19 protein-coding genes are annotated in these 18,567 nt (G+C 62.0%); 12 read left to right on the forward strand and 7 right to left on the reverse strand.

The window, feature by feature from the left end:
• The first annotated feature begins 48 nt into the window (after positions 1–48).
• Positions 49–582 carry a TIGR00645 family protein gene (locus ACEN84_RS22305; RefSeq protein ID WP_112719393.1) on the forward strand — a complete coding sequence of 178 codons (534 nt, stop codon included), beginning with the start codon at positions 49–51 and terminating at the stop codon, positions 580–582.
• Here the strand turns inward: ACEN84_RS22305 and ACEN84_RS22310 are convergent.
• Positions 579–1,580, reverse strand: a complete 1,002-nt coding sequence (locus ACEN84_RS22310; RefSeq protein WP_413709943.1) for a hypothetical protein — start codon at positions 1,578–1,580, stop codon at positions 579–581. The genes ACEN84_RS22305 and ACEN84_RS22310 overlap by 4 nt on opposite strands.
• Positions 1,581–1,952: 372 nt before the next feature.
• On the opposite strand from ACEN84_RS22310, the gene ACEN84_RS22315 reads away from it, so the two are divergent.
• Both ACEN84_RS22315 and ACEN84_RS22320 read left to right on the forward strand, forming a co-directional pair.
• Entirely contained in the window at positions 1,953–2,678 is a 726-nt protein-coding gene (locus tag ACEN84_RS22315) for a helix-turn-helix transcriptional regulator (protein ID WP_130277789.1), read from the forward strand.
• A gap of 44 nt (positions 2,679–2,722) precedes the next feature.
• Positions 2,723–3,166, forward strand: coding sequence for a diguanylate cyclase (locus tag ACEN84_RS22320; RefSeq protein ID WP_112719518.1), 444 nt, complete (start codon positions 2,723–2,725; stop codon positions 3,164–3,166).
• 7 nt (positions 3,167–3,173) lie between these two features.
• Here ACEN84_RS22320 and ACEN84_RS22325 read toward each other — a convergent pair whose 3' ends face one another.
• Entirely contained in the window at positions 3,174–4,319 is a 1,146-nt protein-coding gene (locus ACEN84_RS22325; protein ID WP_413709944.1) for a DUF2333 family protein, read from the reverse strand.
• A 213-nt stretch (positions 4,320–4,532) separates the two neighbouring features.
• Here ACEN84_RS22325 and ACEN84_RS22330 point away from each other — a divergent pair, with 213 nt between their 5' ends.
• Positions 4,533–5,939, forward strand: a complete 1,407-nt coding sequence (locus ACEN84_RS22330; protein WP_413709945.1) for an adenylate/guanylate cyclase domain-containing protein — start codon at positions 4,533–4,535, stop codon at positions 5,937–5,939.
• Between the two features lie 4 nt (positions 5,940–5,943).
• Here ACEN84_RS22330 and ACEN84_RS22335 read toward each other — a convergent pair whose 3' ends face one another.
• Complete coding sequence (locus ACEN84_RS22335; RefSeq protein WP_413709946.1) at positions 5,944–6,573, reverse strand: GNAT family N-acetyltransferase; 630 nt, start codon at positions 6,571–6,573, stop codon at positions 5,944–5,946.
• Positions 6,574–6,726: 153 nt separating this feature from the next.
• Here ACEN84_RS22335 and ACEN84_RS22340 point away from each other — a divergent pair, with 153 nt between their 5' ends.
• A complete protein-coding gene (locus ACEN84_RS22340) occupies positions 6,727–7,707 on the forward strand; it encodes an SDR family oxidoreductase (RefSeq protein WP_130277785.1) in 981 nt (326 codons plus the stop codon).
• A gap of 6 nt (positions 7,708–7,713) precedes the next feature.
• On the opposite strand, the gene ACEN84_RS22345 is transcribed toward ACEN84_RS22340, so the two are convergent.
• Positions 7,714–8,661 (reverse strand): AEC family transporter, encoded by a 948-nt coding sequence (locus ACEN84_RS22345; protein ID WP_413709947.1) that lies wholly within the window; start codon positions 8,659–8,661, stop codon positions 7,714–7,716.
• Between the two features lie 95 nt (positions 8,662–8,756).
• Here ACEN84_RS22345 and ACEN84_RS22350 point away from each other — a divergent pair, with 95 nt between their 5' ends.
• The gene (locus ACEN84_RS22350) at positions 8,757–9,632 is read left to right on the forward strand and encodes a LysR family transcriptional regulator (RefSeq protein ID WP_413709948.1); all 876 of its coding nucleotides are present in this window, start codon (positions 8,757–8,759) and stop codon (positions 9,630–9,632) included.
• Here ACEN84_RS22350 and ACEN84_RS22355 read toward each other — a convergent pair.
• Together ACEN84_RS22355 and ACEN84_RS22360 are read right to left on the reverse strand one after the other, a co-directional pair.
• Complete coding sequence (locus ACEN84_RS22355) at positions 9,629–10,702, reverse strand: hypothetical protein (protein WP_413709949.1); 1,074 nt, start codon at positions 10,700–10,702, stop codon at positions 9,629–9,631. The genes ACEN84_RS22350 and ACEN84_RS22355 overlap by 4 nt on opposite strands.
• A 65-nt stretch (positions 10,703–10,767) precedes the next feature.
• Positions 10,768–11,370, reverse strand: coding sequence for a thymidine kinase (locus ACEN84_RS22360; RefSeq protein ID WP_413709950.1), 603 nt, complete (start codon positions 11,368–11,370; stop codon positions 10,768–10,770).
• A 237-nt stretch (positions 11,371–11,607) separates the two neighbouring features.
• Here ACEN84_RS22360 and ACEN84_RS22365 point away from each other — a divergent pair, with 237 nt between their 5' ends.
• The 6 genes from ACEN84_RS22365 to ACEN84_RS22390 all read left to right on the forward strand — a co-directional run bounded on the left by ACEN84_RS22365 (position 11,608) and on the right by ACEN84_RS22390 (position 17,388).
• Positions 11,608–12,564: a choline ABC transporter substrate-binding protein gene (locus tag ACEN84_RS22365; protein ID WP_112719402.1), complete on the forward strand. Its 957-nt coding sequence runs from the start codon at positions 11,608–11,610 to the stop codon at positions 12,562–12,564.
• A 75-nt stretch (positions 12,565–12,639) separates the two neighbouring features.
• Positions 12,640–13,485 (forward strand): choline ABC transporter permease subunit, encoded by an 846-nt coding sequence (gene choW / locus ACEN84_RS22370; RefSeq protein WP_112719403.1) that lies wholly within the window; start codon positions 12,640–12,642, stop codon positions 13,483–13,485.
• Positions 13,482–14,534, forward strand: coding sequence for a choline ABC transporter ATP-binding protein (choV, locus tag ACEN84_RS22375; RefSeq protein ID WP_413709951.1), 1,053 nt, complete (start codon positions 13,482–13,484; stop codon positions 14,532–14,534). The genes choW and choV overlap by 4 nt, the downstream gene beginning before the upstream one ends.
• A 32-nt stretch (positions 14,535–14,566) precedes the next feature.
• Positions 14,567–15,322 (forward strand): HugZ family protein, encoded by a 756-nt coding sequence (locus tag ACEN84_RS22380; protein WP_413709952.1) that lies wholly within the window; start codon positions 14,567–14,569, stop codon positions 15,320–15,322.
• Positions 15,323–15,428: 106 nt separating this feature from the next.
• Positions 15,429–15,746, forward strand: a complete 318-nt coding sequence (locus ACEN84_RS22385; protein WP_112719406.1) for an ArsR/SmtB family transcription factor — start codon at positions 15,429–15,431, stop codon at positions 15,744–15,746.
• Positions 15,747–16,062: 316 nt separating this feature from the next.
• Positions 16,063–17,388 (forward strand): aspartate aminotransferase family protein, encoded by a 1,326-nt coding sequence (locus ACEN84_RS22390; RefSeq protein WP_112719407.1) that lies wholly within the window; start codon positions 16,063–16,065, stop codon positions 17,386–17,388.
• A gap of 67 nt (positions 17,389–17,455) precedes the next feature.
• On the opposite strand, the gene ACEN84_RS22395 is transcribed toward ACEN84_RS22390, so the two are convergent.
• Complete coding sequence (locus ACEN84_RS22395) at positions 17,456–18,406, reverse strand: HD-GYP domain-containing protein (RefSeq protein ID WP_199627239.1); 951 nt, start codon at positions 18,404–18,406, stop codon at positions 17,456–17,458.
• Positions 18,407–18,567 lie beyond the last annotated feature (161 nt).

Genomic DNA, 18,567 nt, shown 5'->3' on the forward strand with positions numbered 1-18,567 from the left:
GATAGGTTATGTCGGCCTCATCTTTTCTGCGTGCGGGGGCACCTCAAAATGAAATCACTCGAACTTCTCGTCGAGCGCATCATCCTTTCCAGCCGCTGGCTGCTGGTCGTCTTCTATCTCGGCCTCGTGGCCTCGCTCGCCGTCTATGCGGTGTCCTTCTGCTACAAGTTCATCAAGGTCGCAGGCGGCGTTTTCACGCTCGGCGAAGACGAGATGATCCTCGCCATGCTCGGCCTTATCGATGCCGCGCTGGTCGCCAGCCTCATCGTCATGGTGATGATCTCCGGCTACGAGAATTTCGTCAGCCGCTTCGACGAGGCGGAGGCTGACGCGGAGAACGAGGTCTCCTTCCTCGGCAAGCTCGATTCCGGCAGCCTGAAGATCAAGGTCGCCTCCTCGATCGTCGCCATCTCCTCGATCCACCTGCTGCAGGTCTTCCTGAATGTCGACCAGTACGAAGACGGCAAGATCATGTGGCTAACGCTGATCCACATCGCCTTCGTCGTCTCCGCCGTCATGCTCGGCTTCCTCGAAAAGCTGATGAGCTCGACGAAGAAGAACGACCTGAAGGACAAGGACTAGCCGCCTGAGGCAACGGGTGCGTCCGCAACCGGCTGCGCCGCTGGCGTGGCAGGCTCGGCTGCCGGCGCATCCGCATGCCGGTGGCAGCGCGCGCTTGCCGGATCATCCGCCCGGCAGAGCGGGATCCCCGGGCTTTCGTTCGAGGCCAGCATGTCGGTCAGCAGTCCGAGCTTCATCGCCTCGACGGAGGGCAGAAGCCGCAGTGTCTCCGGCGAGGCGCTCAGGATCCGTTCGATCAAATCCTGGCTAACGCCCATTTCGGTCAGATAGGCGGAGAGCACCGCCTCGGCCTGCTTGCCAAGCTTGGTGGACTTGCTCTGCCCGGCATTCTTGCGGCCGATCTCCTGGCGGGAAACTTCCTGCTTGCGGCCGTTCACCATCCGGTACTCGATGCGGTAGGACACGGTCACTTTACTGTAGATCGTCGTGAACTGGTGGACGCCGATATAGGCCCATTGCGAGGCGACGCGCGAGGTGCCGCCCGCCAGCGCCAGCGGACAGGCGGAGACACAATAGGCGCCGCCGGAATAGCTGCGGCCAGTCGACGGCCCCTTCCTGGCGATCGACGCCTTGCAGCGCATGTCGGTCAGCGGGCATCCCTCAAGCCGCGTGCCGCCGACAGCCGTCTCGAACCCGCCCTTGCGGATCATCCGGCCCATCGCATAGGCGGCATTCACCTCCCCGCCTTCGGAGTGAAAGACGATCGGCACCTTCTTGTCGCCGAGCGTCTTCAGAAATTTCTTCAGCCGCCCCGGCGTCGCCTGGGTGATCAGCCCTTCGGCCGAAATCCATTCGGGACAGTCATCCGTGCAGTCGGCGCTGCGCACCAGAATGAAGCTCATTGCCGGCTGCGCAGGCTTCTTCGCCTGCGTCTCCGGCCCTGTCTGCTTCGGCTTTGCCGCCCACGCCTCGCTGCCGGCCGAAAGCATCGGCTGGAAGGCGAAGACGAGCGAGAAAATCAACAGCTGTTTGACGACGAAAAGGATGGCGTTGCGCACGGGTCGGCCGTCTCCGGTTTGGATTTTCAAACGCTAGCAAGGCGGATTTCGTGCAGCAAGCGGCATCGCGATGAACAGCCGGAATATCCCGCCAAGGCCCGCAAGGCAGGAATAAAACTTCACTTGAAACAGGTTTCACCAGTGATTCTTACCCTCACAACACGGAGGGGAAACTTGATTGCTTCAGTAATAAGACAAGTAAACCTTCCGCATTCGCTACCTTAATAATACATTATACAACCATTAAGGGTGTTGGTGTGATTAATTTTTAACACTGTAAATTAATCAGCATGGCATCTGCGAATTGTGGCTAGCATCCCGCTCAGTTTTACGTATGTGTTAGCGGTAACATTCGGGTGATCGAGGCGCATTATGTCTTACATGACTACCTCAGAACGGCAATCGCTGCTGACAGGTGAACTGGCGGCCGCCCGAACGCGCGTCTTGTTTGTCCACGCGCTGCACAGGATCGCGGGCGCCTTCGGCCTCTCGCAAACCACCTTGTTTCATACCCCTTCGGCCGAAGACCTGCTCCTCAAGTCCCTGATCATCGAAAGCTCCCTGCCCGCCTCCTTCATCCGCGAATTCGACCGCTCGCACATGCTGCGCAGCTGCCCCTTCGTGCCGAAGCTGCGCGAATCGGCCGTGCCCCAGCACTGGAACATGGCCGAAACGATGCAGGGCCTCAGCTTTCCGTCGGAGCTGCGCAGCCTCGTCCTCGCCTACAACATGCCAACCGGCATCGCTTTCCCCATCAATGCTGTGGATGGCCATCGCCTGGTCTTCTGGTTCGGCGGCGAGCGGGCGCCCTTCGCGCAGAACGAGATCAACGAGCTGTCGATGATCATGCTGCATGCGCTCGATGCCTATAACGCCGTGCGCCGCAACGAGGACAATGCCTATAACGCGCTGTCGGCCCGCGAGCTCGAAGTCGTGCGCTGGACGGCGCAGGGCAAGACCTCCGTCGAGATCGGCCAGATCCTCGCTCTCTCCGACCACACCGTGAACGCCTACATGACCAACGCGATCAAAAAACTCGATTGCGTCAATCGGACCCAGTTGGTAGCTAAAGCCATTCGCCTGAAGCTGATCAGCTGAGAAATCAGAAGAGAATCAGCGCGCAAACCTCAATGGGAGGGAACGTGCCTCTTCGATTTGAACAGCCGGCAGACGGCAAGGAAAAGCAGACCCGCGATCATATCGGCATTACCGATCTAGAGATCGTGCAGATGGTCGCGGCCTACCGAAATTTCGGCTTCTGGCGCATCGAGGTGGAAACCGGGCATTTCTTTGCCAGCGAAGACATCTTTGCGATCTTCCGCATGCCTTTCACGGCGGGTCCCGCCAATCTCGTCGAAATCCTTTCGCGCATTCACCCCGAAGACCGCGTGCTGATCGCCGAAACATTCGAGCAGGCGAGCCTGCACAAGGCAGGCTTCCATTACGCCTACCGCGTCGAAAACGGTCTCGGCGGCTATAAGATGGTGCGCTCGGTCGGCAAGTTCCGCGACGAGGAGATCGTCGGCATCACCTACGAGTTCGTCGAGCAACTGCGCGTCGTCGGCTTCGAGGACAACGGCGCCTGAGGCGCCGTCAGCGCCCCAGCACCGCGCGCATCTCGACCAGGTTCGAGCGCACCCTCAACATATAGAAGCCCATCGTCGCCAGATGGCTCGGCATGATCCAGCCATCTTCGCGGCCGTTCGAAATGATCGCCGGCTGGATACGCAGCGCCGCCTGGAATTGCTTGGTCGTCCCGCCGAACAGGGCGCCGAGGTTGCGCTCGGCCACCACCTGCGAGAAGTCCGCCCGCGCCGCCGTGAGGATCGCGTAATAGCCGTAGAGCTGGCCATAGGCGAACCAGAAGCGGTCGTCGGCGCGCGTGTCGAACCAGCCGAAATTGTGGTTCTCGGAGCGCTCCGCCAGGATATCCGACGTGCCGCCGAGGTCGTTGGCGATGCGGTCGACGAATTGCAGCAGGTTGTCGGCGCGACCGTCGAAGACGGCGTTGCAGCCTGCCAGATCGGTGTTGAACTTGCGCAGCTTCTCGATCGCGGTGCGGTAGTAGCTCGGCGTCGGCGTCTTCGGGCCGAACGGGTCGAGGCCGAAATACCAGCTGTACTCGTCATATTGCAGATAGCCGCGGGCATCCTGAAGATCGCTGTTGATGCCCGATGTGCCACGCACGCGCCCCAGCGTATCGACGAGCTCCGCCGAGGTGCGACGCACCGCCTGATTGACGCCGCGCTGGAACGAAGCCTTGTTGTCGAGGAAGGGCGTGTGATCCCAGTCCATACCGAAAAGCCCCATGCGATAGAGCAGCATGGAGGAGATCCAGGCATTCTGGTTGACGTTGGAATCGATCAGATCGGCGGTCACATCGACGATCGCCGAACGCTGGCAGGTCTTCGGCGCCGCTGCCGTCGTCGTCGCTGCGGCAGCGGACGCATCGGCTGGGATTTCCTGACCGGCGGCAACCTTGCGCTCCGAGAAGCGGTACTGATCGACGAAATTCGGATTGAAGCCGCTCCAGACCTGCGTCTGCCAGACGAAATAGCCGTAGAGCACGGCAAACAGCGCGATAACGGCGATCACCGGTAGGCGGACGAGCCAGGTGCGCCGCTGGTACCAGCCATGCGCCGCCATGAACGGCCAGAGGATGCCGGCGGCAAGAACGCTGAAGCCGCGGCCGATGGCGCTTCCGATGGACCTGAAGAAACCGGTAATCCGGTCGAGCATTGCCGTCTCCCCTTGCGCAGATTTTCCCTATCCACATAAGTGCTTGCCGGAACGAGCACAACAAGAGCAAGAGAAATTTGCTTTGCCCGCCGCAATGCCCGGTGGCGAGGGCAGCACCCAAACGGCCAAGTTTTCGACTGGCTCGCTCCCGTGATATAATCCGCCTCCCTACTGGCGTCGTCCGCCGTGGTCTTTCGTGCAGAGGCTTGCCTGATGAGCGAAGTGGACGTGCTTTTTGCCAATCTTGGACATGCGGCGGACCCGCAGACGGCGGAGTGCATCGAAAAAACCGTGCGCGACGGCTCCGACCGCGATCTCAACCGCATCAATGCGCTGGCTTTCGCAGACGCCCATGGTCTCGATCCGGAAAAGACCATCGCCGCCTTCCTGCATGCCGCCCGCATCGGCGCCTTCGAGATGACCTGGAACGTGCTCTGTCCGGGATGCGGCGGCGTTCTCGATACCGGCGCGACGCTGAAGGCGGTCGATCGCGACAGCTATCACTGCGCGCTCTGCGCCGCCGGCTACGAGCCGACGCTCGACGAGATGGTCGAGGTCACCTTCACCGTCAATCCGCGGGTGCGCCGCATCGCCGCCCATGACCCGGACCGGCTGCCGCCGCTCGAATATTACCGTCAGGTCTTCTTCAGTTCCGGCGTCGATCTGCCCGACGACCTCGAAGAGCGCTTCGGCCGCATCCTGCTTGAGATCATCGAGCTCGATCCCGGCGAAAAGGCCTTCGTCTCGGTGCAACTGCCGCAGCAATTCGTCATCATCTTTGACGCCGTGACGCATTCGGCGCAGTTCATCGATGTCCAGGGAGAGCCGACCAGCGAACGGCAGAACCTGTCGATGGTCATCAGCCAGGCGCACGCTACCAACGAGACGCTGACGCTGCGCCCCGGCCTGCTGCGGCTGACGCTCGAAAACCATAGCGACCGCCGCGTCCTGCCGAATGTCTGCATCGCCAATGACGACCTGCACGACATATTGGGCCACCGCCGCCCGTTCCTGACTGCCAAGCGCCTGCTCACCAACCAGAGTTTTCGCGATATCTACCGGACCGATACGCTGGATGTCGATCAGCGCCTGCAGATCACCAGCCTGACCTTCCTGTTCACCGATCTGCGCGGCTCAACGGCGCTTTACGAACGCGTCGGCGATCTCGCCGCCTTCGATCTGGTGCGGGCGCATTTCAGGGTGCTGCAGGAGATCGTCGCAATGGAAGCCGGTGCCGTGGTCAAGACCATCGGCGACGCGGTCATGGCCACCTTCCCGAGCCCCGACCGCGCGGTTGCGGCGGCGCTCAGGATGCGCGAGGCGATGCTGCGCCTGAACGCCGAACGCGGCAGCGAGGACCTGCTGTTGAAGATCGGTATCCACGAGGGCCCCTGCCTCGCCGTCAGCCTCAACGACCGCCAGGATTATTTCGGCCAGACCGTCAATATCGCCTCCCGCGTCCAGGGTCTCGCCGACCCGCACGTCATCCTGACGACCGAGGCGATCGTCGGCAACGAAGAAGTCTCCGAAATCCTGCGCCAGCGCGGCATCACCTCGGTCTCGCGCATGGAAGAAATCCACGGCATCGGCCGCGAGGTCCGCATCTTTGCGCTGCCGTGAGCACTTACTCGATGATCGGGATATGCGGCGCCACGGTGCGCGGCAGCACGCCGGTGACGCGCGGGTCGTCGGCGACCTCGACCATGAAGGCGTAGGGTGTGAAGCCGGAGCGGCGGTAGAAGGTCAGCGCGTTCGGGTGGTCGAAATGGCAGGTATGGAGCCACAGCCGTTCGATCGGATGCGCCCAGGCGATCGACAGGACCTGGTTTATCAGATGCCGGCCGGCGCCGGTGCCGATCATGTCGTTGGCCACGCCGAAGAAGACGAGCTCACACTCACCCGCCTGCCGGAAATCGAGCTCCAGCATGCCGGAGGGCTTGCCGCCGGAGAAGAGAACGTGGACCTCGATCTTGGGATCGCCGAGCGTTGCGGTGAGCTCCTCATCGCTCATGACCAGCCGCGACACCCACATCCACTCCTCGCCGATCGCCCGGAAGAGCTGGCGATAGGTGGCAATGTCAGGCATGCTCATCCGCTCGAGCGACAGGTCCGGCCGTTCGCCTGAAGCCGCGCCAGCCGGCCTTTCCCGCATCTCCAGGCAGGTGACGGCATTGGCGAGCTTGCCCTTGGGAACCAGCGAATAGCCGATCGGCAAAACCGGGTTTGAAGCACTCACCGTCTCGTTCGTTTCCATCGTCACCCTAACCTGGCAGCCCGCAGAATTCCCTATCGAGGCAATAGCGGCTTGGCCGATTTTTGCAACGCCCCATGGTATTGAGGGAGACGCTCGCTCTGTTTCAGGCTATGAAATGCGACCATCATTTCCGAGAAAACCGAGGTCCCCAACATGGCTTTGAACGTGCTTTTCATCGGCGGTACCGGCCAGATTTCCTATCCCTGCGTCGAGCGCGCGGTCGCGCAGGGCCACAAGGTCAGCGTCTTCAACCGCGGCCTCCGGGGCGACCCGCTGCCATCCGGCGTGGCCTCGATAACAGGTGAACTCGGCTCGGCCGCCTATGCCGATCTCGCCAAGGCCAAATACGACGTCGTCTGCCAGTTCATCGCCTTCACGCCGGATCAGATCGCCAGGGATATCGAAATCTTCTCCGGCAATTGCGGCCAGTACATCTTCATCTCGTCAGCGTCGGTCTACGAGAAGCCGGCGCGCCATTACGTGATCACCGAGGAAACCCCTGCGATCAATCCCTACTGGCCCTATAGCCAAGCGAAGATCGCCTGCGAGGAGCTGCTGAAGAAGTCCACCAATCTCGCCTGGACGATCGTCCGCCCCAGCCACACGGTTCGTACCGGCCTGCCGATCATGATGGGCGACAGCGATGTCATGGCCCGGCGCATGCTGGACGGCGAGCCGACGATCGTTGCCGGCGACGGCCACACGCCCTGGACGCTGACCCGCTCGGTGGATTTCGCCGTGCCTTTCGTCGGCCTGTTCGGCAAGCAGGCGGCGCTCAACGACATCTTCCATATCACCTCCGATCGCGCCCATATCTGGGACGATATCCAGAAGGCGATCGCCCGCCTCCTCGGCGTCGAGGCCAAAATCGTCCATGTGCCGACCGACACGCTGGTCAAATACAATCCCGACTGGATCGGCCCGCTGACCGGCGACAAGGCCTGGACGGCGATCTTCGACAATTCCAAGGTCAAGCGCGTCGCGGGCGATTTCACCTGCGCCGAAAGCCTGGATGAGATCCTGGCCGAACCGATCATGCATCTGAAGCAGCGTCTGGCGAAGAACCGGCCGCCGAAGGGCGAGCTCGATGCGCTGATCGACCGGATCTGCGCCGCGCAGAGCGCGCTCGGCTGACCGCAGCTAGACGCCTGTGCCGCTGACGGCGAGCAGCACGGAAATCGTCACGACCGAGAGAACCGTGGAGGCGAGAACCACCCTGCCCGTCAGGCTCGCCTCGCGGTTATAGAATTCCGCCAGCATGAACGGCCCGGTGCCCGTCGGCAGCGCGGCGAGCAGCACCGCCGTATGCGTGGCAATTGCTGGAAGCTGCAGCACCGGCCCGGCGATCACCCAGGTCACGACAGGCTGGGCGATGAGCTTCAGCCCGACGAGGATGCCCGCCGTCGACAGCCGGCCGCTCGCCTTGCCCGCCTGCGTACCCGCCAGGAACAGCCCGAGCGCAATCAGCGCGCAGGGAGACGCTGCGCCGCCGAGCAGCTTCAGGAAAGCATGAACCGGCGCCGGCAACGGCAGGCCGGAAATCATCACCAGCGCGCCGAGCACCGGCGCCACCAATAGCGGGTTCTTCGACAGCGACAGGAAGGTCTTGAGGGCGATGTCGCGGCGGCGGGTTTCCGATTGCAGGCCGCCTTCGATCAGCACGATCGCCAGCGCAAAGAGCACACAGACCGTCAGGATGGTCGCGATCAGCGTCGGCCCCATGCCGGTATCGCCCATCAGCGACAGAATGAGCGGAAAGCCGACGAAGCCGGTATTGGCGTAGCTGGCGTTGAGAGCATCGATTGCCGCATCGGCAAGGTGCCGCCCCTTCGCCATCCGCCACCACAGCGTCCCGCCGAAGATCACGGCGCAGCCGAGCGTGAATGCGGCGATGAAACCGGGCTGCCAGATTTCCGCAGGCTTCGCATTCGCCATGATGTCAAAGAGCAGCGCCGGAAGCGCCAGATAGACGACGAGACGGTTGACCTCGCGGGTGGCGTTCGGCCCGAGAGCCCCCGCCTTGCGGGCCACCCAGCCGGCAAAAATCAGGGCGAAAATCGGCAATACGATAAGCAGGTTCGTCAGCATCTCGGCACTCGATAGATCCGAGATTGTCGATACGCTCGCGGATCGATATATTCCAATGCCGATTGGATCGCTCATCAATACCCTGGAGGTATCGAATGGATACGCGCCACATGCGCTATTTCGTGGCCGAGACCCTTCATTTCGGCCAGGCGGCGGCCCGGATGAACATGAGCCAGCCGCCCTTCAGCCGCCAGATCTCGGCGATCGAGACGGCGCTCGGCGCCAAACTGTTCGATCGCAATTCCCGTAATGTGACGCTGACCTCGGCCGGAAAGCACTTCCTGAAGGACTGCCGCACGGTGCTCGCGAGCTTCGATGCCGCCTGCCGCGACGTGCAGCTGGTGGCGAGCGGCATCAAGGGCGAGTTGAAGCTCGGCTTCATGATGCATGCCGCCCACAGCATCGTTCCGGCGCTGGTGCGGCTGCACTCCGAGGCGAGGCCCGATGTCCGGCTGATCCTCGAAGAGCGCATCCCGACCGATATCGACGAGATGCTGGTCGAAGGCAGGCTCGATGCCGCCGTGACCTTCGGCACGCCCTACGCGCCGCATCTGCGCACGCAGCTTCTCGCCCGCGACAGGCTGCGGCTCATCGCCCGCGCCGATCATCCGCTGGCGGAGGCTGATGTCATCGGGCCGGAAAGGCTGGAGGGCGAGCGGCTGATCGCAGCCCCCGCCTCAGTCGCGCCAACGCTGCGCTCGGCAATCGGCATCTTCTGCGCCACCGGCGGCACCGTCCCGCATTTCGCCTTCGAGCCGCGGCTGCAGCACACGATCATCCGCCTCGTCGGCGAGGGTCTGGGTGTCGGGCTGATCCCGCAATCCCTCTGCACCGATCTCGGCGAGGCGATCGTCTCGCGGCCGCTGCAAAACCCGCCGGAATTCGATGTGGTGCTCTGCGCCCCGATCGCCACGAAGAATCCGGCCGTGTCAGAGCTCTTCGAGATCGCGGGGTCGCATTTCCGCGTCTAGGGACGCCCGAACCGCAATCTCAACCGCGGCAGCTTCTTCGTCAGGTCGATCAGCGGCGTATCGTGCTCGCTGCTGACGACGGGTGCGAAGACGGAGAACTTCTTCTCGAAGGCGAGATCGGCGGCATTCTTGCGCTGCTCGATATCCTGCGGCACCAGCATGCCCCGCTCGAAGAGCGAGATCGGTGCTGCGATATGCGGAAAGATCGTCTGGCTGATCTTGGCCTTGGCGCCCGGCCGGTCGGTATCGACCTGGGCGCGATAGAGCACCAGCCGCTCCTCGGTATCGACCATCAGCTTGCGCGTCAGCACGTTGCAGAGCGCAATCTGGCCGTTCAGCGCATCGACGAAGATCTGGAACATGGTGATGAAGCGTTCGCGACGATGGCTCTCGTCGCGCATCACCTGCTCCTCGCTGGAAATCCGCTCCGCCTCGGCCTTCAGTGCTCGGCGCTCCTCTTCCAGCCGCTCCCAATCCGCCTTGCCGCCATAGACGCCGATGCGCCCCTGCGTCGTCAGCGCCTTGGCATTCAGCTCCTTCATCCGCATCCGGGCGATATCGATCGCATCCACCAGGCGGCGCCGGTGTTCGATGATGTCGACCACGCCGCTCTCGGCCGCCTTGTGGCATTCGGCGGCGAAGCCCCGATGGGCCGAAACCAGACCGGAAAGCGCATCGCTCTTGGCGAAGAGATCGAGCAGCCGCTCGACGACGGGCGCCTCGCTGACCCGCTGGCTATGTTGGCGCCACATGCGCTGACGCGAAAACCAGCCGGTCAGCCGCTCGCGCTGCGTCAGCCCACGAAAGCTGTCGAGATCCTCGGAAACCTCATCGGAAAGGCGGTCGAGCTCGGCCGCGAGTTCGCCGAGCAGACCATCGAGCGCCTGCCGCTTCGCACCGGCGCTCTGGAAGCGCTGGTTCTCGGCCAGAAACTCCTCGTCGCCCGATTGCGCCTCGTTGCGGGCGAAATCGGCGATGAAGGCGGCGCAGCCGGCGGCCTCGTCGCGCAGCTCGCCGGCCAGCGCCGCGGCACTCTCCAATAGGCTATCGAATGGTGGAGCCTTGCGCACCAGTTTCTCCCGGGAATCGTTGGCCTCAAGCTAGCCGGTCGGAAGCCCGATGAAAATCCGCCCTTTTAGACGGCCTCGGCGACGAAGCGCCCATTCATCTCGTCGTCCCAGTGCCTGCGGCAGAGCGAGACATATTTCTCGTTGCCGCCGACATCGATCTGCGCGCCTTCGTGCAGCACCTTGCCCTCGGCATCGAGCCGCACCACCATCGTCGCCTTGCGGCCGCAATGGCAGATGGTGCGCACTTCGCGCATCTCGTCGGAGATCGCCAGCAGCTCTTCCGATGCCGGAAACAGCTTGCCCTGAAAATCGGTCCTCAGACCATAGACCATCACAGGAATGCCGAGACGATCGACGATGCGGGCCAGCTGCCAGACGTGATCGCGCGTCATGAAATGCGCCTCGTCGACGAAGATGCAGGCGATCGGCTCGCCCTCTCCGGAGAGACCCTTGACGAGACGCAGGAGGTCCGTCTCCGCCTCGAACGGGATGGCCTCGGCTTCCAGCCCGATGCGCGAGCCGATGATGCCCTTGCCGGTACGCTCGTCGAAGGCGGCGATCAGCAGAACCGTCCGCATGCCGCGCTCCTGGTAATTGTAGGAGGCCTGCAGCAGCATCGTCGTCTTGCCGGCGTTCATCGTCGAGTAATTGAAGTAGAGTTTGGCCATGGTTTTCTCCGTCCTCCGCTTTTGAAAGCTCGAATCGCGAAAGAAAAGACCGCAGCGCTGATAATCACAGGAAATCGCGCGGCTGAAACGGCCGGAATCCTTGATTTCCCGGCCCTCACGGAAAATTGCGCGACGTCGCAATCGAGTATGCCAAACCGCCGCAAATGCACTGAGGTTGCTTGTAAATGTCAGCTATTGATGGTTGGCTTGGGGACGTAAGACTGGGAGTCTATATAAATGAGAACGACAAGCGCATCCAAACTGATTACAGCCACCGCCGTCGCCGCTCTTTCCGTAGCGACAGCCGCATTTGCCGCAGACCCTGACAGCTGCTCCACCGTCCGTTTTTCGGACGTAGGCTGGACGGATATTACCGCAACCACCGCAACCGCCTCCGTCGTATTGAAGGGCCTCGGCTATGAGCCGAAGACCACCGTCCTTTCGGTACCGGTCACCTACCAGTCGCTGAAGAACAAGGACATCGACGTGTTCCTTGGCAACTGGATGCCGACCCAGGAAAAGGACGTCCGTCCCTTCCTCGACGACAAGTCGGTCGAATCCTACGGTCCGAACCTGGTCGGCGCCAAGTACACGCTGGCGACCAATGCCAAGGGTGCCGAACTCGGCATCAAGGATTTCAAGGACATCGCAGCCCACAAGGATGACCTGGACGGCAAGATCTACGGCATCGAACCGGGCAATGACGGCAACCGCCTCGTCATCGACATGATCGACAAGGACACCTTCGGCATGAAGGGCATGGAAGTCGTCGAGTCTTCCGAACAGGGCATGCTGGCGCAGGTCGCCCGCGCCGAGAAGGCCGGCAAGCCGGTCGTCTTCCTCGGCTGGGAACCGCACCCGATGAACACCAACTTCAAGCTGACCTACCTGACCGGCGGCGACGACGTCTTCGGTCCGGATTTCGGCGGCGCCAAGGTGTTCACCAACGTCCGTGCAGGCTATTTCGGCGAATGCCCGAACACCGGCACCCTGATCAAGAACATGGTCTTCTCGCTCGAGATGGAAAACCAGATCATGGGCAAGATCATGAACGACGGCGAAGAACCGGAAAAGGCAGCAACGGAATGGCTGAAGGCCAACCCGTCGGCGCTCGATCCGTGGCTCGCAGGCGTCAAGACGCGTGATGGCAGCGCCGATGGCCTGCCCGCCGTCAAGAAGAGCCTCGGCCTCTGATTGGCAGATGCAGGGCGGTTCGCCGCCCTGCCCCTTCGCATCTGATTTCTGCACCTTTTTTGGATAGGCGAGCCCTTGAACTGGATCACTGACTTTAAAATTCCGATTGGCGCCTGGGCCAAATCCTTCGTGGATTGGCTCACGACCAATGCCGACTGGTTCTTCAACCAACTCGCCTTCATCCTGTCGCATGTCATCGATGGCATGCTCTTCGTGCTGCAGGCGCCGCATCCGCTGATCGTGATCCTCGCGATCGCAGGCATTGCCTACTGGATCCGCCGGTCGGTCATCGTCGCGGTCTTCACCTGTCTTGGGCTGCTGCTGATTGCCAACCAGGGCTACTGGAAGGAAACGACGGAAACGCTGGCACTCGTGCTCGCCTCCACCTTCGTCTCCATGCTGGTCGGCATTCCGCTCGGCATCGCCGCTGCCCGCCGTGCCTGGGTCTATTCCGTACTGCGGCCGATCCTCGATCTGATGCAGACGATCCCGACCTTCGTCTACCTGATCCCGGCCCTCATCCTTTTCGGCCTCGGCATGGTGCCGGGCCTGATCGCCACGGTGATCTTCGCAATCCCGGCGCCGATCCGCCTCACCCGCCTCGGCATCATCTCCACCCCGCCCTCGCTGGTCGAAGCCGCCGAATCCTTCGGCGCGACGCCGATGCAGGTGCTGCGCAAGGTGGAACTGCCATTCGCCACGCCGCAGATCATGGCCGGCCTGACCCAGACCATCATGCTGTCGCTGTCGATGGTGGTCATCGCCGCGCTCGTCGGCGCCGATGGTCTCGGCGTGCCGGTCGTGCGCGCGCTGAACACCGTCAACGTCGCAAAGGGCTTCGAAGCCGGTCTCTGCATCGTCATCCTGGCGATCATCCTCGACCGCATGTTCCGCGTAACGGGTGAAGGAGACGGCGCATGACCGCTGTTCGTTTCGATAATGTCAGCATCATCTTCGGCGACAAACCGGAAACCGCCCTGCAGATGGTCGATCAGGGCAAGACCCGCGACGAGATCGGCGCCGCCACCGGCCTCGTCCTCGGCGTCGCCGACGCCTCGCTCGAGATCCAGGAAGGCGAGATTCTCGTCCTGATGGGTCTTTCCGGTTCCGGCAAATCGACGCTGCTGCGCGCCGTCAACGGTCTGGCGCCCGTCGTGCGCGGTTCCGTTAGCGTCTCCACGGCGACCGGCACCGTCGATCCCTACAAGTGCAATGCCAAGGGTCTGCGCGACCTGCGCATGCACACCGTCTCGATGGTCTTCCAGCAGTTCGCGCTCCTGCCCTGGCGCACCGTCGCCGACAATGTCGGCTTCGGCCTCGAACTGGCGGGCATGCCGGATTCCGAGCGCAAGAAGCGGGTCGACGAACAGCTCGAACTCGTCAACCTGACGAAATGGGCAAACCGCAAGGTCAATGAGCTCTCGGGGGGCATGCAGCAGCGCGTCGGCCTCGCCCGCGCCTTTGCGACCGGCGCACCGATCCTGCTGATGGACGAGCCGTTCTCGGCCCTCGACCCGTTGATCCGCACCCGCCTGCAGGACGAGCTCCTCGAGTTCCAGCGCCGTCTGAAGAAGACCATCCTCTTCGTCAGCCACGACCTCGACGAAGCCTTCCGCATCGGCAACCGCATCGCCATCATGGAAGGCGGACGCATCATCCAGTGCGGCACACCGCAGGAAATCGTCAAGAACCCGGCCGACCAGTATGTCGCGGATTTCGTGCAGAACATGAACCCGATCAACATGCTGACGGCGAAGGACGTCATGCAGCCCGGTCTCGGCCAGTCCGCCGCCGGCAGCACCGTCAGCGCAACGGCAAAGCCGGCAACGCCGCTCGTCGATATTCTCGACGCGCTCGCCCGCCAGCCCGGCAGTATCGGCGTCGTCGATAACGGCGCGATCGTTGGCACGATTTCGGCGCAGGATATCGTCAGCGGCCTCACCCGCCACCGGCGCAAAGAACAGGCTTGATCCTTCCGTCCGCTTCCGCCAGAAAAGTGGACATGAAAGATCAAGCTTCCGTATTGCGGGAAACCGACGGGCAGGCTCGCACGCTTGCCCGTACGCTTCTGCGCTCCGCCCGCTATGCCGGCCTCGCCGTTCTCGATCCGGCAACCGGCTTTCCCTTCGCCAGCCGTGTGCTTCTCGGCACCGATATCGATGGCGTCCCTGTTATCCTCGTCTCGGCACTCTCCACCCACACCAAGGCGCTGGAGAACGATCCCCGCGCCTCACTGCTGACGGGTGAACCCGGCAAGGGCGATCCGCTGGCTTACGCGCGGCTGACGACCCAGTGCCTTGCCGAAGGCGTCGAGCGCGGCACCCCGCTGCACGAGCGCATCAGGACACGTTTCCTGAACCGCCATGCCAAGGCCAAGCTCTATATCGACTTCCCCGACTTCCGGTTTTTCCGGCTGCTTCCGCAGTCCGCCAGCCTCAACGGCGGCTTCGGACGGGCCTATATTCTGGAGGGTTCGGACCTGACGATTCTCTCCCCCGCAAACGATGCGGTGGCGGCCAGGGCCGAAGACATAGTGCGAGATTTAGTAGACAACCATCCGGACCTGCTTAGGGCGCTTGAAACCCGTTTCAAGGGCAAAATTGACGGGACTTTGAGGGTTTGTGGCGTGGATAGTGCTGGTTTTGACGTGATTTCGGGCGATTACTTGTCACGTTGTGAATTTGAAGAGCCCGTCACAAATCCCGGGGAAATTATTCCACACATATCTAAAATAGCATACTCGATACCCGAAATTTAGGTATATACAATCTTCATGCCCAATTGCTACTTTTCGGGCGTCCGCCAAAACCCCGTCTAACGCCCTGCGCCTATACGGAAAAATTCGCATTAGGAAGATTGGAATAATGGAAACTACTGACTTGTCAGATCATGCTAATGTGGCGGCCGCGCTTCTGTCAGCAATGGCAAACCCCAAGCGACTGCTCATCCTCGTGAGCCTCGTGAAGGGTGAAGTTCCAGTCGGCGTTCTCGCAACGCAGGTTGGCCTCAGCCAGTCCGCCCTGTCGCAGCATCTCTCCAAGCTTCGTGCCCAGAAGCTGGTCAAGACCCGCCGCGACGCGCAGACAATCTATTACTCGAGCAATTCCGAGCCGGTCATGAAGATCCTCGCAACGCTCGAAGACATCTACGCTGTCCAGAACCGGAGCCGTTCCGCGGCTTGACGATCACGCCGACATAACGTTGGCCAAAAACCGGTCCGCCGATGGAATAAATCCGGAATGGACCGGGCGCAGTATTTCAGCACGTCAACCCTACTCCTTTGACCGGCAGATATCCCAATCTGCCGGTTTTTTCGTTCCTGATGATACCGTCCTGGCGGTATTTCCCTCGGCCGCCGAAGCGCGTAGCAATGAGCGGTAAACTCTGGTCGCAGACGCGCGCGGTGGCTTGACGCCCCGATGCGCGCTGATAGTTTGACCGAACGGTAAAAATACGGGCTCAAGCCCGGGGAACGGGCCTCGCGGCCAGGAGAACAGCATGTCCAATCGCCTCAATACCCCGAACGACCTTCGCGCCTTCTGGATGCCGTTTACGGCAAACCGCCAGTTCAAGAAGGAGCCGCGCATGTTCGTCGGCGCCAAGGACATGTATTACACCACCCATGACGGCCGCCAGGTGCTCGACGGCACCGCCGGCCTCTGGTGCGTCAATGCCGGCCACTGCCGCCCGAAGATCACCGAGGCGATCCGCGAACAGGCGGGCGAGCTCGACTACGCCCCGGCCTTCCAGCTCGGCCACCCCAAGGCCTTCGAACTGGCCAACCGCCTGGTCGATATCGCGCCTGAAGGCATGAACCACGTTCTCTACACCAATTCGGGTTCTGAATCGGTCGAGACCGCCCTCAAGGTGGCGCTTGCCTATCACCGCGTGAAGGGCAACGGCTCGCGCTTCCGCCTGATCGGCCGCGAGCGCGGCTATCACGGCGTCAATTTCGGCGGCATCTCCGTCGGCGGCATCGTCTCTAACCGCAAGATGTTCGGCACGCTGCTGACCGGCGTCGACCACATGCCGCACACGCATCAGCCCGGCAAGAACAACTTCACACGTGGCGAACCCGAGCATGGCGGCGATATCGCCAGCGAACTGGAACGCATCGTCACCCTGCATGACGCCTCGACCATCGCTGCCGTCATCGTCGAGCCGGTCGCAGGCTCCACCGGCGTTCTCATCCCGCCGAAGGGTTACCTGCAGAAGCTGCGCGAGATCTGCACCAAGCACGGCATCCTGTTGATCTTCGACGAAGTCATCACCGGTTTCGGCCGCCTCGGCGCTCCGTTCGCCGCCCAGTATTACGACGTCAAGCCCGACATGATCACCACCGCCAAGGGCCTGACCAACGGCGTCATTCCGATGGGCGCCGTCTTCGTCACCTCGGAAATTCATGATGCCTTCATGAACGGCCCCGAGCACATGATCGAGTTCTTCCACGGCTACACCTATTCGGGCAACCCGATCGCGTCTGCCGCCGCACTCGCGACGCTCGATACCTACAAGGAAGAAGGCCTGCTGACGCGCGCCGCCGAGCTTTCCGACTACTGGGCGGATGCCCTTCATTCGCTGAAGGACTGCCCGAATGTCATCGACATCAGAAACACCGGCCTGATCGGCGCCATCGAGCTCGACCCAATCGCCGGCGAGCCCACCAAGCGCGCCTTCACCGCCTTCCTGAAGGCTTACGAGAAGGGCCTGCTGATCCGCACCACCGGCGACATCATCGCGCTGTCGCCGCCGCTGATCATCGAGAAGCACCATATCGACGAGCTGTTCGGCAAGCTGCGCGAAATCCTGCAGAACAACATCTGATCGTCACCAGACAAACGAAAAGGCCCGCCGGAGCTGATCTCCGGCGGGCCTTTTTCATTTCTCGGTCTCAGGCTTTTGGCGCCGAGGACACCGACAGGCAGAGCGCGAAGCGCTTCAGCAGCTTGGTGTCGAAATGGCCCTCGCGGCCGAGCATCCATTTCAGCGCCTCGGCAGGCGACCAGGGCTGCTTGTAGGGCCGGATCGAGGTGATCGCGTCATAGACGTCGCAGATCGCCGCCAGCCGCGCATAGATGCTGAGCTTCGATCCCGGCAGCATGTTCGGATATCCGCGGCCGTCGATCCGCTCATGATGATTGAGGCAGACGTCGAGAACGATCTCGGGCATCCCCGCCTGCCGCTGCAGGATGGCGTGGCCGAGCTCGGGATGGCTGCGGATCAGCTTCATCTCCTCGTCGTCGAGCTTGCCTTCCTTCGAAAGAATCTCCTGCGGAATCTCAAGCTTGCCGACATCGTGCAGCAGCCCGCCGATACCGAGGACGCGCACCGTCTCCTCGTCGAAATCGAGATAGCGGGCAAAATGGATCATCAGAGCGCTGACGGACAGCGAGTGCAGGAAGGTCGTCTCGTCCTTCGACTTCAGCCGGGTGACGCTGAGGAAGATCGCCGGATTGTCGTCGAGCGACGTTGAAAGCCCGGAGATGACAGGCGCGATATCGTCGAGCGCGACGCCCGCCCCGCCCTGCACCCTGCTGAACACATCTTCCAGCTGCTCGGCGGATTTCTGGATGGTTTCGCGGGCGGCCTTGGTCTGCGCCTCGACGGCACGCGGGTCCTCGGATGCATAGGCGGGCACGTTGGAGCGCAAGCCGTTGGTATCTACACCCTTGGCTGTATTGATGACCACGCCGGCAGCGCCGCTGCCGCGCAACCGCTGGGCATCGGATTCGCGTCTGACGAGAAACCGGTGACGCCCGAGCAACGGGTCGTTCCAGCTCCCTTCGACAGCCTCGATAAACATCCCAGGCCTGACCTGGTTCGCTTCAATGCGCTTTAGCATTCAGACGCTTATTCCCAACGCACGGTTACACTTGCCGGCCGGAGTTTATTCTTGAGACACACTCGCGATCGGCCACCCCTCTACAACCTTCATAGCATGAAAATGTTAATCGGTTCTATTTTACGAATATTCTCAGACACAAAGATTCAGTAGTTATTCTT

This window comes from Rhizobium sp. Rhizsp82 (assembly GCF_047325115.1).
Lineage (GTDB): Bacteria > Pseudomonadota > Alphaproteobacteria > Rhizobiales > Rhizobiaceae > Rhizobium.

Bases quoted from the DNA above. Each gene is read 5' to 3' on its own strand.
- ACEN84_RS22305 (WP_112719393.1), top strand. From the start codon at position 49: ATGAAATCACTCGAACTTCTCGTCGAGCGCATCATCCTTTCCAGCCGC.
- ACEN84_RS22315 (WP_130277789.1), top strand. From the start codon at position 1,953: ATGTCTTACATGACTACCTCAGAACGGCAATCGCTGCTGACAGGTGAA.
- ACEN84_RS22325 (WP_413709944.1), bottom strand. From the start codon at position 4,319: ATGCTCGACCGGATTACCGGTTTCTTCAGGTCCATCGGAAGCGCCATC.
- ACEN84_RS22330 (WP_413709945.1), top strand. From the start codon at position 4,533: ATGAGCGAAGTGGACGTGCTTTTTGCCAATCTTGGACATGCGGCGGAC.
- ACEN84_RS22335 (WP_413709946.1), bottom strand. From the start codon at position 6,573: ATGGAAACGAACGAGACGGTGAGTGCTTCAAACCCGGTTTTGCCGATC.
- ACEN84_RS22340 (WP_130277785.1), top strand. From the start codon at position 6,727: ATGGCTTTGAACGTGCTTTTCATCGGCGGTACCGGCCAGATTTCCTAT.
- ACEN84_RS22345 (WP_413709947.1), bottom strand. From the start codon at position 8,661: ATGCTGACGAACCTGCTTATCGTATTGCCGATTTTCGCCCTGATTTTT.
- ACEN84_RS22350 (WP_413709948.1), top strand. From the start codon at position 8,757: ATGGATACGCGCCACATGCGCTATTTCGTGGCCGAGACCCTTCATTTC.
- ACEN84_RS22360 (WP_413709950.1), bottom strand. From the start codon at position 11,370: ATGGCCAAACTCTACTTCAATTACTCGACGATGAACGCCGGCAAGACG.
- ACEN84_RS22365 (WP_112719402.1), top strand. From the start codon at position 11,608: ATGAGAACGACAAGCGCATCCAAACTGATTACAGCCACCGCCGTCGCC.
- choV (WP_413709951.1), top strand. From the start codon at position 13,482: ATGACCGCTGTTCGTTTCGATAATGTCAGCATCATCTTCGGCGACAAA.
- ACEN84_RS22380 (WP_413709952.1), top strand. From the start codon at position 14,567: ATGAAAGATCAAGCTTCCGTATTGCGGGAAACCGACGGGCAGGCTCGC.
- ACEN84_RS22385 (WP_112719406.1), top strand. From the start codon at position 15,429: ATGGAAACTACTGACTTGTCAGATCATGCTAATGTGGCGGCCGCGCTT.
- ACEN84_RS22390 (WP_112719407.1), top strand. From the start codon at position 16,063: ATGTCCAATCGCCTCAATACCCCGAACGACCTTCGCGCCTTCTGGATG.
- ACEN84_RS22395 (WP_199627239.1), bottom strand. From the start codon at position 18,406: ATGCTAAAGCGCATTGAAGCGAACCAGGTCAGGCCTGGGATGTTTATC.